The sequence below is a fragment of the Roseomonas sp. AR75 genome (assembly GCF_005222815.1).
In the GTDB taxonomy this organism is placed as follows: domain Bacteria; phylum Pseudomonadota; class Alphaproteobacteria; order Acetobacterales; family Acetobacteraceae; genus Falsiroseomonas.
In genome coordinates, this window is the sequence record NZ_STGB01000006.1 from 676,898 (window position 1) to 691,971 (window position 15,074).

Consider the following 15,074-nt stretch of genomic DNA (forward strand, 5'->3'; position numbering starts at 1 on the left):
GCGAGGCGTGAGCGGGGAGCGCGCGAAGCTCGACCTCGAAGCCGCGGCGAAGCTGGAGAAGGAAGCGGACAGCGAGCTCCGCTTCCGCGACCTGGCCGGCTTCGCCGTGCCCTTCGTCTCGACGCTCCTCGTCGCGCTCTCCCTGTTCCACTACTACACCGCCGGCTTCGGCATCCTGACCGAGCACTGGCACAAATCCATCCATCTGGCCGCGGTGCTCGGCCTGATCTTCCTGATGTTTCCTGCGGGCCGCATCTGGTTCGGCCCGACGCTCGGCAACGTGCCGCTGCTGGACTGGGTGCTGGCGGGGCTGGTGGCGGCGGCGGCGATCTACCTGCCCATCGTCTTCGACGACCTGACCTTCCGCATCGGCATGCCCAACGAGACCGATGTCATCATGGGCACGATCATGGTCGTGCTGGTGCTGGAAGCGACGCGGCGCGCCATGGGCTGGGTGCTGCCGGTCATCGTGATCGTGTTCATCCTTTACGCCCTCTACGGCAACCACCTGTCGGGCGTGCTGTCGCATCCGGGCGCGGACTGGGCCGGCTTCGTCAACCATGTCTACCTGACGCAGGAAGGCATCTTCGGCATCCCCGCGAAGGTCGTGGCGACCTATGTCTTCCACTTCGTGCTGTTCGGCGTGATCGCGACCCGCATGGGTCTCGGTCAGTTCTTCATCGACATCGCCAGCGTCATCGCCGGGCGGTATCCGGGCGGGCCGGCGAAGGTGGCGGTGCTGTCCTCGGCGATGTTCGGCTCGATCAGCGGCAGTTCCATCGCCAACACCGTCACCACGGGATCGCTGACGATCCCGGCGATGAAGAAGGTGGGCTACAAGCCGCATTTCGCCGGCGCGGTGGAAGCGGCGGCGAGCGCGGGCGGGCAGATCACGCCGCCGATCATGGGCGCGGCCGCCTTCGTGATGATCGAGTTCCTGGAGATCCCGCTGACCACGCTGCTGATCGCCGCGGCGGTTCCGGCGGCGATGCATTTCTGGGGCGTCTTCGTGCAGGTGCATTTCGAGGCGAAGCGCCTCGGCCTGCGCGGCATGGAGCCGGACGAGTTGCCGAAGCTCTGGCCGACGGTGCGCGACGGCTGGCCCACGGTGATCCCGCTGGTGCTGCTCGTCTGGGTGATCATGGAGGGCTACACGCCCTACCTTGCCGCCTTCTACGGCATCACCGCCTGCATCGTCGTCGGCTTCATCAACCCCCGCAACCGCCTGACGCTGCGCGACCTGTGGGACGCCTTCGACATCGGCGCGCGCTACGCGCTGGCGGTGGGCGCCGCGGCGGCGGCGGTCGGCATGGTAGTGGGCGTGGTGACGCTGACCGGTGCGGGCTTCCGCATCGGCTTCATCGTGACGCAGGCGGCGGCGCAGACGGCGGCGATGTTCCAGCCGCTGGCGGATTTCCTGCCGACCGGCTGGGTCAGCATCCAGGCGCTGACGCTGTTCCTGACGCTGCTCTTCGTCGCGCTGATCTGCATCGCGATGGGGGCAGGCATCCCGACCACGGCGCTCTACATCGTGCTGGCGGCGATCGCGGCGCCGTCGGTCGTGCAACTCGGCGTGCCGCCGATCGCGGCGCATCTGTTCATCCTGTATTTCGGCATCCTCGCGGACCTGACGCCGCCGGTCTGCGTAGCGGCCTATGCCGCGGCCGGCATCGCGGGATCGAATCCGTTCCGTACCGGGCTGACGGCGTTCCGGCTGGGCGCGGCGAAGGCGACGGTGCCCTTCGTCTTCGCCTATGCGCCGACCATGCTGATCATGGTGGATGGCTTCACCTGGACGGATTTCGCCTTCGTCACCTTCACCTGCGCGCTCGGCGTGCTGGTGCTGGGCGTCGGCCTGACCGGCTATGCCTTCACCCATATGGGCATCGGCTCGCAGGTGCTGCTGGTGGCCTCGGCGCTGATGATGGTCTCGCCGAACGGGCCGCTGACGCTGGTCGGCATGGCGATTGCGGCACCGGTGGTGGCGCTGAACTGGCTCCGCGCGCGTCGCGCTACGCCGGTGCCAGCCCGACCGTGAGCCCGCCGCAGACATAGAGTGTCTGCCCCGTCACGAAGCCGCTGCGGTCGTCCAGCAGATAGGACGCGGCATGCGCGATGTCTTCGGGTGTGCCGAGGCGCTTCACCGGCACGCCCTCGATGATCGCGCGGGTCTTCGGGCTGTTGTCGGGATTGGCGCGGCGGAACAGGTCCGTCGCGATCGGTCCTGGCCCGATGGCGTTCACCGTGATGCCCTGCGCGGCCAGTTCCAGCGCCCAGGTGCGGGTCAGCCCGATCAGCCCGGCCTTGCTGGCGGCATAGGCGGTGCGCAATTCCTTCCCCAGGGCGGCGCGGGAGGCGATGTTGACGATGCGCCCGAAGCCCGCGTCGCGCATGGTCGGCAGCAGCGCCTGCGCCGCCAGCACCGCGCTGCGCAGGTTCACATCCATCACCGCGGCCAGGTCCTCGATGCTGGTGTCCTCCAGCAGGGCAGGGCGGACGATGCCGACATTGTTGACCAGCCGCGTCGGCGCGTGCTTCGCCACGGCTTCCGCCAGCACGGCGCGCGCCTGCCCGGCATCGGCGAAGTCGCAGCGGAAGAAGGCCTCGTTCGGCAGCGCGTCCTCGGGCTCGCGCAGGTCGAGCGTGACGGGCCGCCAGCCAGCCTCGGTGGCGCGGCGCGCGATGGCGCGGCCGATGCCGCCGGCACCGCCGGTGATGACGATGGCGCTCAACGGAACGTCTCCTCAAGCCAATTGGTGACGCGGTCCGCCAGCGCATCCCGCGCCGCGTCCAGCATCATGGCGTGGCCGAACTCGTCCAGCAGCGCGAAGCGGCTGCCATGCCAGGCCGCGGTGCGCACCACGGCATCCGCCGGGATCAGCTTGTCGCGCCGCGCGCCATAGACGACGCAGGGCTTGCCGAGGCCCCAGGCCGGCGGGACGGGTTGCGGCGCCTGCGCTTCCAGCAGCGCCGACCGGCTCTCCCCGCCCATGCGCGCGAGGTGGCGGATGGCCACGCCATCCGGCAGCGCGCCGGAGAACAGGGCGCGGCGCAGCACCGCCGCCTCGGCCGCGGGGCCGGCCGGTTCGGTCATGCGCGACAGCGCGCGCCAGAGCGGCGGATCGGCCATGGCGAGCCGCCAATTCGCCCAGGCGAGCCCCTCCGGCGGCACCGGCGCCAGCAGCGCGCAGCCCAGCACGGCGGTATCGGCCAGCATGCGTTGCGCGACGAGGCCGCCGAGCGAATGGCCGACCAGCACGGCGGGGCGCCGCATCGCCTCCAGCGCCGCGCGCGCATCGGCCATGAAGTCCACCAGCCCGGCCGGTGCGCTCGGGTGTCCGCGGCCGAAATCGGGGGCGAAGACCGCGTGCCCCGCCGCGGCTAGGCGCGCGCCGAACCCCTCCTGCCACACCCATGCGCCGCAGGCCGCGCCGTGCAGCAGAAGCAGAGCGGGGGCCCCGGCGCGTGGCACGGGCGGGTCCCAGGCCAGCAGCGTGCCGCGGGCATAGCGCAAGGGAACGGCATCGGGAGACCGCATCGCCCGATCCTGGCGCCGCCCGCCGCGCGCGGCAACGGGGCCGGGCGCGATGGCGCGACGGCGGGCCGGCATCCTATGGTCGGCGGATGCATCATGGGCCCGATCCGGTGCTGGCGACCTTCGTCGCCTGCATCCTGCTTGCCTTCCTGTTCGGCGCAGCCGCCCGCGCGCTGAAGCTGCCGGCGATCATCGGCTACATCGTCGCGGGGATCGTCGTCGGCCCCTATACGCCTGGCTTCGTGGCGGAGCATGGCGTCGTCTCCGCCATGGCGGAGCTGGGCGTGGCGCTGCTGCTGTTCTCCGTGGGGCTGCATTTCCGCCCCGCCGACCTGCTGGCGGTACGGCATGTCGCGGTGCCGGGCGCGCTCGGACAGATCGCGCTGGCCAGCGGCCTGGGTGCGGTTGTCGGCGTCCTGGCGCTTGGCCTTGGCTTGGGCGCCGCGCTCGCCTTCGGGCTTGCGATGGCGATCTCCTCCACCGCCGTGGCGACGCGCGCGCTGGAGGAGCGCGGGCGGCTGGGCAGCGAGGCCGGGCGCATCGCGCTGGGCTGGCTGGTGATGCAGGACCTGGTGGTTGTCTTCGCGCTGGTGATGCTGCCGGCGGTGGCGGGCGTGCAGCAGGACGAGGACGGATCGCTGGGCTACGAACTGGGCAAGGCGGCGGTATCGCTCGCAGCCTTCCTCGGCGTGATGTGGGTGTTCGGCCGCCGGGCGCTGCCCTGGCTGCTGGTGCGCGTGGCGCGCGGCGGCTCGCGCGAGCTGTTCACGCTGGCGGTGCTGGCCATGGCCCTTGGCGTGGCCTTCCTCGCCTCGACGCTGTTCGGCGTGTCCTTCGCGCTCGGCGCCTTCTTCGCCGGCGTTGTGCTGGGCGAGAGCGACCTGGGCCACCAGGCCGCGGCCGAGGCGATGCCGATGCAGCGCATCTTCGCCGCGATCTTCTTCGTCTCGGTCGGCATGCTGCTGGACCCGGCCGCGGCGATGGCGCAGCCGCTGGCCGCGGCGGCCTCGGTGCTGGTGGTGCTGCTGGCGGTGGCGGGCGGCACCTTCGGCCTTCTGCTGCTGCTGCGCGTGCATCCGCGCACCGCGGCGACCGTCGCCGGCTCACTGGGGCAGATCGGCGAGTTCTCCTTCCTGCTGACGGAGGTGGCGGTGCGGCGGGAGATCCTGCCGGATGCGGTGCGCGGCCCGGTGCTGGTGGCGGCGGTGGCGACGATCCTGCTGACGCCGCTGCTGCTGCGCCTGGCAGAAGCAGCGGCGCCGCGGCTGGAGCGGTCGGCACGGCTGGCGCTGTGGCGCGGCGAGCGCCGCCCCCGCCGCAGCCTGACGGCAACAGCGCCGATGGCGGGCCATGCGGTGGTGGTCGGCACCGGGCGCGTCGGCGCCCTGGTGATCCGCGCACTGCGCGAGCACGGCCTGCCGGTTGTCGCGGTCGAAGAGAACCGCCAGGCCGCCGAGCGTTTGGTGGCGGAGGGCACGGCAGCGGTCTGGGGCGATGCCACAAGGCCGGAGGTGCTGAGCGCGGCTGCGCTGGACCGCGCGCGGCTTCTGGTGATCGCGCTGCCCGGCGCGGTGGAGGCGCGCGCCGTGCTGGCGCTGGCGCGGGCGGCGAACCCCGCCATCCACGCCATCCTGCGCACCCACAGCGACGAGGAAGCGGTGCTGATGGAAGCGGAGGAAGGCGTCGGCCTGGTGATGATGGGCGAGCGGGAAGTGGCGCTGGGCATGGCCGACTACGCCATGCTGCATCTGGGTGTCGCGCCCGGCGCCGCGCAGGCCACGGTGGAGGCGCTGCGCGGCCGGCGGACAGGGTGACGCCGGGCGGGGTGATGGCGGGCGCTAAGTGACCGTTTGAGAATGCCGGTGGCTGAGGCCCCGCAGGGGATTTTTCGTCCCTGGAAGGCGCCGGACGCCGCCGATGCTGGTTGCATCGGCAAGTCCGGCAACGCAGCAGGGGCGGAAAGGACCCGCGGAGCCGACCCGCCCGGTGTTCTCAAACGGTCACTAAGGCCGCGGCAGTTCCTGCTCCACCAGCGTGGCGAAGAAGCTGGCGCCGACCGGCAGCAGTTCGTCGTTGAAATCGTAGCGCGTGGTGTGGACCGGGCGCGCGCCCTTCTCGCCCTGGGCCTGGCCGAGCTTGATGTAGGCGCCGGGGCGGTCCAGCAGGAAATACGCGAAATCCTCCGCGCCCATCACCGGCGGCTTGTCGCGATGCACGCGGCCGCCGCCCAGCACGGTCTCCGCGGCGCGCGCGGCGCGGCGCGCCTGCTCGGCGTGGTTCACGGTGGGTGGGTAGCCGCGCTTGTATTCCAGAGTCACGGTCGCGTCATGCGCGGCGGCGGTCGCCTCCACGATGCGGCGCATCTTCTGCTCGACCAGGTCGCGCACGGCGGGGGAGAGGGTGCGCACGGTGCCGTTCAGCATCGCCTCGTCCGCAATCACGTTCTGCGCTGTTCCGGCGTGGAACTGCGTGATGCTGATGACGGCGCTTTCCAGCGGGTCCACCCGGCGGGAGGCGATGGTCTGCAGCGCGGTGACGATCTGCGCGCCGACCACCACCGGGTCCACCCCGGCATGCGGCCGCGCCGCATGGCCGCCGGCGCCGCGCACGGTGATGGTGAAGCCGTCGGCCGCGGCCATCATCGCGCCGTAGCGGATATCCGCCTGGCCCAGCGGAAGGGTCGGGTCGTTGTGCAGCCCATAGACGGCGTCGCAGGGAAAGCGCGCGAACAGGCCTTCGTCCATCATCACCTTGGCGCCCGCGCCGCCTTCCTCGGCGGGCTGGAAGATGAAGACGACGGTGCCGTCGAAGTTCTTCGTCTCTGCCAGGTATTTCGCCGCGCCGAGCAGCATGGAGGTGTGACCGTCATGGCCGCAGGCATGCATCTTGCCCGGCGTGACCGAGGCATAGGGCAGGCCCGTTTCCTCCGGCATCGGCAGCGCATCCATGTCGGCGCGCAGTCCGATGGAGCGCGTGCCGCTGCCGGCGCGCAGCACGCCAACGACGCCGGTGGTGGCGATGTTCGCATGCGTCTCGATGCCCCAGCTCCGCAACAGCTTCGCCACCTGCTCGGCGGTGCGGTGCTCCTGGAAGCAGAGCTCGGGGTTCTGGTGGAAATCCTGGCGCCAGCCGGCCATCTCGGGCTGGAACTCGGCGATGCGGTTGAGGACCGGCATGGTTGTCCTTGTCTCGGGCGTGATCAGGCGAACGCTATAGCACGATGGCCTCATCCGGGTTGAGCACCCGGACGACATAGGCATCCACCAGGGGGGCGTATTCCTCCCACAGGCTGCGCAGGCGCGGGATGGGGGCGGCGTCGCCATCGACCCGCAGATCCACCAGGGCGAAATCATGCGCGCCGAACACCATCAGGCTGGCGGAGCGGACATCGCCATGCTCGCCGCCCGCGGCTTCTCCGGCTTCCAGGCCGCGCACGAGGCGCTCGGCCAGCGGCAGCTCAGGATGCGCCGCGAAGGCCTGCGCCATGGCGTCCGGCACCCTGGCGCTGGACAGGATGTTGCCGATGGCGACCACGTCGCGCGCATGCGCCGCGCCGGATTCGGGCTTCACCCGCGCGCCGTGGAAATGCGCGGTACGCCCCGCGGCGTCGATCGCGGCAAGCTGGCGCCACTTATGGTCGGGGGTGGAGGCAACGAGCGCAGCGATGGTCTCCTCCGCCGTGCAGCCGGAGCGCAGCAACCCGATGCCGCGCGGGCCGAGGCGCGGATCGGTGCGGTGCTGGGTGAGCACGGCGCCCAGGCCGGGTGCCACCGCATGCACCCGCGCGCCCACTGCGAGGGAGGAGGTGGTGGCGGCGGCGCCGAACTGGCCGGTGCGCGCGCAGCGGCCGATCAGGGAGAAGGTCATCGTGCCATGCGCCTGGGCGTCAACGCCGGGCCTGGGCGTAGTCCCAGTAGGTGAAGTTGAAGTCCTGGCCGGCGCGGGCCTGCAAATGACAGCCGAAGCAGCTGTTGAGCGGAATGTTGCGGCGTTCGCCGCTGCCGGTGAAGGCGGCGTATTCCCATTCGCCGTTGCGCTGTTCCGGCCCGTAGCCTTCGCCCCAGCCGGCTTCCTTCTGCTGCGTGCCGATGGCGATCCAGCCGGGCTCCGGGATGAAGCGGCCGGCGGTGTCGAGCAGCGGGTTGCCCTGCGGGTCGAGCCGCGCGCGCGTGTCGGCCATGATCAGCAGCGTGCCATGCGGCGCCGGCTGGCCGCTGCGGATGGCGGCAAAGGATTCGGGATTGACGTACATGTGGCGGATGATCTTCCGGTCGGCCTTGTCCACCGTAGCGTAGCGGACGAAGCGCTGCTGCCAGTCGGCCGGCAGGGTGATGTTCTGCGGCCCCGGCGCGTAGCTCGGCCGTGTCTGGGCGGTGGCCAGGGCGGTCAGGGCCAGCAGGGCGGCGCCCGCGGCCAGCATCGTCCGTTGCATGGAGGTCCTCCTGCCGGCGCGTCGCCGGCAGCGCATCAAGCCACGCGCCGCGCAGGGAAGCCAGCCGGATCGCGGGCCGGCCGGCCCCTGGCGCCGCCAGGCCTCTGCCGATATCAGGGAAGCCACGTTGCGGAGGAAGCGCGATGAAGGACGCCCTGCTGGCCCTGGACCAGGGCACCACCTCCACCCGCGGGATCCTGCACGACGCCGCGCTGGTGCCGCGCGCCACGGCACAACTGCCGCTGGAGCAGCACTACCCGTCGCCAGGCTGGGTGGAGCATGAGCCGGAGGAGATCTGGCGCGCCAGCCTGGCCGTGCTGAAGCAGGCGCTGGCCGATGGTGGCGTCGCGGCCGCCAGCCTGGCCGGCATCGGCATCACCAACCAGCGCGAGACGACGCTGCTGTGGGACCGCGCCACGGGCCGCGCGCTGCATCGCGCCATCGTCTGGCAGGACCGGCGCACCGCGGCGCATTGCGCACGGTTGGGGGCGGAGGGCGCGGCGGCCATGATCACCGCCAGGACCGGGCTGCTCTGCGATCCCTATTTCAGCGCGACGAAGCTGGCCTGGCTGCTGGATCACGTGGCGGGTGCCCGCGCCGCGGCGGAACGCGGCGAACTGGCTTTCGGCACGGTGGATTCCTTCCTGCTGTGGCGGCTGACCGGCGGGCGGGTGCATGCGACCGACGCCACCAATGCCTGCCGCACCATGCTGTACGACATCCGCCGCGGCGACTGGGACGATGAGCTTCTCGCGCTGTTCCGCATCCCGCGCGCGGTGCTGCCGCGCATCCTCGATTGCGCGGCCGAGTTCGGCACGACGGACCCGGCGCTGCTCGGCGCCGCCGTGCCGATCCGCGGCATCGCCGGCGACCAGCATGCCGCGATGCTCGGCCAGGCCTGCTTCGCGCCGGGCATGGTGAAGTCCACCTACGGCACCGGCTGCTTCGCGCTGCTGAACACCGGGGAGACGCCTGTGGCGTCGCACAACCGCCTGCTGACCACGCTGGCCTGGCAGCTCGGCGGCAGACGCAGCTATGCGCTGGAAGGTGCGATCTTCGTGGCCGGCGCCGCGGTGCAATGGCTGCGCGACGGGCTGAAGCTGATCCGCGAGGCGGCGGAGACCGGCGCCTTGGCGCAGCAGGCCGATCCCGCGCAGCATGTGGTGTTCGTGCCGGCCTTCGTCGGCCTCGGCGCGCCGCATTGGGATGCCGAGGCGCGCGGCGCGATCTTCGGCCTGACGCGCGGGACGGGGCCCGCGGAGATCGCGCGGGCCGCGCTGGAAGCCGTGGCGTTCCAGACCCGCGACCTGGTCGAGGCGATGGAGGCGGATTGGTCGGCCGAGGGTGCCAAGCGCGTGCTGCGCGTGGATGGCGGCATGGTGGCGTCGGACTGGACGATGCAGTTCCTCGCCGACCTGCTCGGCGCGCCGGTGGACCGGCCGGTGGTGCAGGAGACGACGGCGCTCGGCGCGGCCTATCTCGCGGGGTTGCAGGCGGGGCTGCTGCCACCGCCGGGACCATCCGTCGCGCATTGGCGGCTGGAACGTCGCTTCACGCCGCGCATGCCGCGGCAGGAAGCGGATCGGCGCTACGCGCAATGGAAGGACGCCGTCCGGCGGGTGCTGTCGTGATATTCGACGATCTCGGCGTCACGCCCATCATCAACGCGGCCGGCACCAACACGCGGCTGTCGGGCGGCATGATGCACCCCGCGGTGACCGCCGCCATGGCGGAAGCCGCGACCGCCTGCGTGGACATCCTCGAGCTGCAGGCCGCCGCCAGTCGCGCGATAGCCGAGGCGACCGGCGCGGAGGCCGGCATCGTGACCGCCGGCGCCTCCGCCGCGCTGCTGCTCGGCGCGGCGGCGTGCCTGGCGCGGCTCGATACCGCCGCGATGGATGCGCTGCCGGAAGCTGGCGAGCGGCGCGACTTCGTCATGGCGCGCAGCCAGCGCAACATGTACGACCGCGCGCTGCGCGTGGCCGGCGGGCGCATCGTGGAGGTCGGCATCCCCGATCGCTTCAGCGGCGCCGGCGTGCGCGACGCCTCGGCTGGCGAGATCGCCGCCGCGATTACCCCGCGGACCGCGGCCGTCTTCTGGGTTGCGCAGCCCTGGAGCGAGCCTTCGCTGCCGGATATCGCTCGCGTGGCACGCGATGCCGGCGTGCCGTTGCTGGTGGACGCCGCGGCGCAACTGCCGCCCGCCGGCAACCTGCGGCGCTTCATCGCGGAGGGCGCGGACCTCGTCTGCTTCTCCGGCGGCAAGGCGATCGGCGGGCCGCAATCCAGCGGCATTCTTGCCGGGCGGCGCGACCTGGTGTGCTCGGCGCTGCTGCAGATGCTGGATCTCGACCTGCCCGAGACGCAGTTCCGCCTGCCGCCCGAGTTTGCCGGCAACGCTGCCCCGCCGCGCCTGCCGCAGCACGGAATCGGGCGGTCCTGCAAGGCAGGGAAGGAGGAGGTGGTCGGCCTGCTCGTCGCGCTGCGCCGTTTCGTCGCGGAAGCCGATGCGGATCGCACGGCGCGGCTGCGTGCGGTGCTGGAACGGGTGCGCGCGGCGGCAGGCGCGGGCGAGATCGCGCAGGGCGCCGTGCCGCTGCTGTTGCTGCGCCCGCGCGACGCCCGCGCCGCCGAGGCCGCGCTGCGCGCGCAGCGCATCCATGTGAACCAGGGGCGTCTGCGCGAGGGGCTTCTGGTGGTCAACCCGCTGGCCCTGGCGGAGCGCGATCTGGATCGTCTCGGCGCCGCGCTGGCGCAGGCGATGCAGGACGCACCCGGCTGATTGCGCGCGACCGAGGCGCGATCTACGACACGGCGACCGGACAGGAGACAGACGCTTGGAGGAGCTGGACGCCATCGTCATCGGCGCGGGCGTGGTGGGGCTGGCGGTGGCGCGGGCGCTTGCGCTGGCCGGGCGCGAGGTGTTCGTGCTGGAGGCGGCGGAGGGCATCGGCACCGAGACCTCCTCGCGCAACAGCGAGGTGATCCATGCCGGGATCTACTACAAGGCCGGCAGCCTGATCGCGCGGACCTGCGTGGAGGGGAAGTGGCGGCTCTATGATTTCTGCCGCGAGCGCGGCGTGCCCTTCCGCAATTGCGGCAAGCTGATTGTCGCCACCGATGCGGAAGAAGCCGAGAAGCTGGAAGGCATCCGCGGCCGCGCCGCGGCGAATGGCGTGGACGACCTGCGCAGGCTGACGCGGGAAGAGGCGCTGGCGCTGGAGCCGGCGCTGCACTGCACGGCGGCGCTGCTCTCGCCTTCCACCGGCATCGTGGACAGCCACGCCTTCATGCTGGCGCTGCAGGGCGAGGCGGAGCATGCCGGCGCGATCTTCGCGTTCCATGCGCCGGTCAAGGCAGGGCGCGCGACGGAGCAGGGCATCGAGCTCGATGTCGGCGGCGCGGAGCCGATGCGGCTGCGCGCGAAGCTCGTGGTGAACGCCGCCGGGCTGCACGCGCCGGCGCTGGCGCGTCGCATCGCCGGCATGCCGGCGGAACACGTGCCCGGCGCGTGGTTTGCGAAGGGCAACTACTTCACGCTGACGGGGCGCACGCCCTTCAGCCGGCTGATCTATCCCGTGCCGGTGCCGGGCGGGCTGGGGACGCATCTGACCATCGACCTCGGCGGCCGCGCGCGCTTCGGCCCCGATGTGGAGTGGGTGGAGGGCATCGACTACGCGGTGGACCCGCGGCGCGGCGACAGCTTCTACGCGGCGATACGGCGCTACTGGCCGGAGCTGCCGGATGGCGCGCTGGAGCCCGGCTATTCCGGCATCCGGCCGAAGATCGTGCCGCCGGGCGCACCCGCACAGGATTTCGTGGTGCAGGGCGCGGCGGAGCATGGCGTGAAGGGGCTGGTGAACCTGTTCGGCATCGAGAGCCCGGGGCTGACGGCCTCGCTCGCCCTGGCCGATCATGTGCTGGCGGCGGCGGGGATGGAGGCGCCCGACGACTGACGCGGAAGCCAGGTGCTTCCTGGGCAATGTCGGTCGCGCCCCCACCCGGCTTCGCTGCGCTCAGCCACCAGCCTACGTATCGGCGGCAGGCCGCCGCAACTCCGGCGTTCGACGCCTTCGGCGTCGAACCCCCCGCTGCGCGGGAGAGGGAGCGTTGGCGCGAGCTTCTCCCTCTCCCGCGAAGCGGGGGAGGGTCGGGGTGGGGGTCTTCGCCTCAGCCCCCAGGCGCACCCTGCGTGTTCACGTACAGCGCATAGAGCGAATGCGCCGCGGCCATGAACAGGCGGTTCCGGTGCCGCCCGCCGAAGGCGACATTCGCGCAGCGTTCCGGCAGGTCGATGAAGCCGATCGGCGCGCCTGCGCTGTTGAACACCTTCACGCCGTCCATCCCCGGTCCGCCCATGCCCCAGCCGCACCACAGGTTGCCGTCCACATCCACGCGGAAGCCGTCGGGCGTCTCGCCGGGCGCGCAGTCGATGAGGACGCGCCGGTTGCGCAGCCTTTCGCCATCCACGTCATAGGCCAGGATCTTCCGCGGCTCGGCGCGGCTTTCGACGACGTACAGGATCTTCTCGTCGGGGCTGAAGGCCAGGCCGTTCGGGTGGTCGATGTCGTCCGCCACCAGCGTGATCGCGCCGCTCGCGCCGTCCACGCGATAGACATTGGTGTGCGGCAGTTCCGCGACGTGGCGCTCGCCTTCGTAGAAGCCGCCGATGCCGAAGGGCGGGTCGGTGAACCAGATGCTGCCGTCGCTCTTCACCACCACGTCGTTCGGGCTGTTGAGCTTCTTGCCCTGGTAGCTGTCGGCGAGGACCGTGACGCCGCCGTCGTATTCGTGCCGCACCACGCGACGCCCGCCATGCTCGCAGGCGACGATGCGGCCCTGGCGATCGCGGGTGTGGCCGTTGGCATTGTTGGACGGCTTGCGGAAGATGCTGACCGCGCCGGTCTCCTCGTCCCACTTCAGGACGCGGTTGTTCGGGATGTCGGACCAAAGCAGGCAGCGCATGTCGCCGAGCCAGACCGGACCTTCGCCCCAGCGGCTGCCGGTCCACAGCCGCTCCACCGAGCTCAGCGCCAGGTGGTAGCGCTTGAAGCTGGGGTCCAGCGCGCGGATCGCGGGATCGGGGTAGCGAAGGCTCTCGGTCCAGGTCATGCGGGGCATCCTCCCTCTCTCTTGGCGAAGCGGCGCCAGGCGCGCCATGCTGCCGCGAAGCGCGGGGGAGGGGAACCATGGCGGGTGTCACGGCGCGCAGGGTTGCATCCCGTGCGCCAGCCTTGTCGCCAAGCGCCGCGCCGTCGGCCGGGCGCGCGGCCAAGCCGGTGTCGGCGCGCGCCGCGGCGACGCGGCAGCGCATCCTCGATGCCGCGCTGGTCGAATTCGCCGAGAAGGGACTCGCCGGCAGCCGCGTGGACGAGATCGCCGCGCGCGCCGGCGCCAACAAGCGGATGCTCTACGCGCATTTCGGCTCCAAGGAGGAGCTGTGGCTTACGGTGCTGGAGCGCGCCTACGCCGCCAAGCGCGAGGAGGAGCGCGCGGTGGTGGTGGAGGGCCTGGCGCCGGCGGAGGCGATGGCACGGCTCGTTGCCTTCAACCTGCGCTACACCGCCCGTCACCCGGAGTTCGTCGCGCTGCTGAACCAGGAGAACCTGCACCGCGCGGCCTATCTGCGCCGGTCGGAAGACGTGCCGGCGCTGTATTCCCCGATCCCGGAGGCGCTGCGTGGCGTGCTGGCGCGCGGCGAGGCCGCGGGCGTGTTCCGCGCGGGCGTGGACCCCATGCAGCTCTACATCTCCATGCTGGCGCTCGGGCACTTCTATGTCGCGAACCGCCACACCCTCTCCACCATCTTCGGCGCGGCGCTGGACACCGAGGCGGCGATCGGCGAGCGGGAGCGCCACATCATCGAGGTTGTCCTGGGCTATCTGCGGCCTTGACCGTCCCCGCCGACGCAGGGTAACCAACCGGTTACCGACGGAGGGAACAACAGCACCATGGCGGAGCGCCGCATCGGCCTCATCATGAACGGCGTTACCGGCCGGATGGGGATGAACCAGCATCTCATCCGCTCCATCGCCGCGATCCGCGCCGAAGGTGGCGTGAAGCTGGCGAATGGCGACCGGGTGATGCCCGACCCGATCCTGGTCGGCCGCAACCGCGAGAAGCTGGAGGCGCTGGCCAAGGCGCATGGCGTCAGCCGCGTCAGCACCGACCTCGATGCCTGCCTGGCCGATCCGAAGGACGAGCTGTTCTTTGACGCCGCCACCACGCAGATGCGCGCGGCGCTGCTGCGCAAGGCGATCGCGGCCGGCAAGCACATCTATTGCGAGAAGCCGACGGCGGACAATCTGGACGACGCAATGGACGTCGCGCGCCGCGCCAAGCAGGCCGGCATCAAGGCCGGCGTGGTGCAGGACAAGCTGTTCCTGCCGGGGCTGCGCAAGCTGAAGATGGTGATCGACAGCGGCGCGCTCGGCCGCATCTGCTCGGTGAAGGGCGAGTTCGGCTACTGGGTGTTCGAGGGCGACCTGCAACCGGCGCAGCGGCCATCCTGGAACTACAAGAAGGCCGAGGGCGGCGGCATCATTCTCGATATGCTCTGCCACTGGCGCTACGTGCTGGACAACCTGTTTGGCGAGGTGCAGGCCGTCTCCTGCCTCGGCGCCGTCCACATCCCCGAACGCATCGACGAGCAGGGCAAGCGCTACAAGGCGGATGCCGATGATGCGGCCTATGCCACCTTCCAGCTCGCCGGCGGCATCGTCGCGCACATCAACAGCAGTTGGGTGACGCGCGTGCGGCGCGACGACCTCGCCACCTTCCAGGTGGATGGCACGCATGGCTCGGCCATCGCAGGACTGCAGAAGTGCTGGACGCAGAGCCGCGTGAACACGCCCAAGCCGGTGTGGAACCCCGACATCCCGCAGCCCATCGACTTCTACGCGGGCTGGCAGGAAGTGCCGACCACGCAGGACTACCCGAACGGCTTCCGCGCCCAGTGGGAGCTGTTCTTTCGTTACCTCGCGGGAGAGGTGGCGACCTATCCCTGGGACCTGCTGGCAGGGGCGAAGGGCGTGCAGCTTGCGGAAGCGGGGCTGCAATCCTGGGCGGAACGCCGCTGGATCGACCTGCCGAAGCTGGAGGTGTGAC

At 71.4% G+C, this 15,074-nt stretch carries 13 protein-coding genes; 7 read left to right on the plus strand and 6 right to left on the minus strand.

Annotated features, from left to right (window positions below):
- The first annotated feature begins 7 nt into the window (after positions 1-7).
- A complete protein-coding gene (locus tag E4T13_RS27790) occupies positions 8-2,038 on the plus strand; it encodes a TRAP transporter permease (RefSeq protein WP_137181586.1) in 2,031 nt (676 codons plus the stop codon).
- On the opposite strand, the gene E4T13_RS27795 is transcribed toward E4T13_RS27790, so the two are convergent.
- Entirely contained in the window at positions 2,013-2,732 is a 720-nt protein-coding gene (locus tag E4T13_RS27795; protein ID WP_137181587.1) for an SDR family oxidoreductase, read from the minus strand. The two genes, E4T13_RS27790 and E4T13_RS27795, sit on opposite strands and share 26 nt — an antisense overlap.
- The gene (locus E4T13_RS27800; RefSeq protein ID WP_170985294.1) at positions 2,729-3,538 is read right to left on the minus strand and encodes an alpha/beta hydrolase; all 810 of its coding nucleotides are present in this window, start codon (positions 3,536-3,538) and stop codon (positions 2,729-2,731) included. The genes E4T13_RS27795 and E4T13_RS27800 overlap by 4 nt, the downstream gene beginning before the upstream one ends.
- A gap of 86 nt (positions 3,539-3,624) precedes the next feature.
- On the opposite strand from E4T13_RS27800, the gene E4T13_RS27805 reads away from it, so the two are divergent.
- Complete coding sequence (locus E4T13_RS27805) at positions 3,625-5,349, plus strand: cation:proton antiporter (protein ID WP_170985295.1); 1,725 nt, start codon at positions 3,625-3,627, stop codon at positions 5,347-5,349.
- A gap of 189 nt (positions 5,350-5,538) precedes the next feature.
- Here the strand turns inward: E4T13_RS27805 and E4T13_RS27810 are convergent, their stop codons facing one another.
- The 3 genes from E4T13_RS27810 to E4T13_RS27820 are packed head-to-tail and all read right to left on the minus strand — an operon-like array spanning position 5,539 to position 7,967.
- Positions 5,539-6,711, minus strand: coding sequence for a M20 aminoacylase family protein (locus E4T13_RS27810; RefSeq protein ID WP_137181590.1), 1,173 nt, complete (start codon positions 6,709-6,711; stop codon positions 5,539-5,541).
- Between the two features lie 34 nt (positions 6,712-6,745).
- Positions 6,746-7,402: a DUF1028 domain-containing protein gene (locus E4T13_RS27815; RefSeq protein WP_137181591.1), complete on the minus strand. Its 657-nt coding sequence runs from the start codon at positions 7,400-7,402 to the stop codon at positions 6,746-6,748.
- A gap of 19 nt (positions 7,403-7,421) precedes the next feature.
- The gene (locus E4T13_RS27820) at positions 7,422-7,967 is read right to left on the minus strand and encodes a cytochrome P460 family protein (RefSeq protein WP_170985296.1); all 546 of its coding nucleotides are present in this window, start codon (positions 7,965-7,967) and stop codon (positions 7,422-7,424) included.
- Between the two features lie 143 nt (positions 7,968-8,110).
- Here E4T13_RS27820 and glpK point away from each other — a divergent pair, with 143 nt between their 5' ends.
- Genes glpK through E4T13_RS27835 form a run of 3 tightly spaced genes read left to right on the plus strand, consistent with a single transcriptional unit; the run spans position 8,111 to position 11,923 of the window.
- Positions 8,111-9,598 (plus strand): glycerol kinase GlpK, encoded by a 1,488-nt coding sequence (glpK, locus tag E4T13_RS27825; RefSeq protein ID WP_137181593.1) that lies wholly within the window; start codon positions 8,111-8,113, stop codon positions 9,596-9,598.
- Positions 9,595-10,749, plus strand: a complete 1,155-nt coding sequence (locus tag E4T13_RS27830; RefSeq protein WP_170985297.1) for a DegT/DnrJ/EryC1/StrS family aminotransferase — start codon at positions 9,595-9,597, stop codon at positions 10,747-10,749. Before glpK ends, E4T13_RS27830 begins: the two co-directional genes overlap by 4 nt.
- Before the next feature lie 55 nt (positions 10,750-10,804).
- On the plus strand, positions 10,805-11,923 hold the full coding sequence (locus E4T13_RS27835; RefSeq protein WP_137181595.1) for an NAD(P)/FAD-dependent oxidoreductase: 1,119 nt from the start codon (positions 10,805-10,807) through the stop codon (positions 11,921-11,923).
- A gap of 214 nt (positions 11,924-12,137) precedes the next feature.
- On the opposite strand, the gene E4T13_RS27840 is transcribed toward E4T13_RS27835, so the two are convergent.
- Positions 12,138-13,079 carry an SMP-30/gluconolactonase/LRE family protein gene (locus tag E4T13_RS27840; protein ID WP_137181596.1) on the minus strand — a complete coding sequence of 314 codons (942 nt, stop codon included), beginning with the start codon at positions 13,077-13,079 and terminating at the stop codon, positions 12,138-12,140.
- A gap of 167 nt (positions 13,080-13,246) precedes the next feature.
- Here E4T13_RS27840 and E4T13_RS27845 point away from each other — a divergent pair, with 167 nt between their 5' ends.
- Together E4T13_RS27845 and E4T13_RS27850 are read left to right on the plus strand one after the other, a co-directional pair.
- Positions 13,247-13,861, plus strand: a complete 615-nt coding sequence (locus E4T13_RS27845) for a TetR/AcrR family transcriptional regulator (RefSeq protein ID WP_240791326.1) — start codon at positions 13,247-13,249, stop codon at positions 13,859-13,861.
- Between the two features lie 57 nt (positions 13,862-13,918).
- The gene (locus E4T13_RS27850; protein ID WP_137181598.1) at positions 13,919-15,073 is read left to right on the plus strand and encodes a Gfo/Idh/MocA family protein; all 1,155 of its coding nucleotides are present in this window, start codon (positions 13,919-13,921) and stop codon (positions 15,071-15,073) included.
- Position 15,074: the final 1 nt, after the last annotated feature.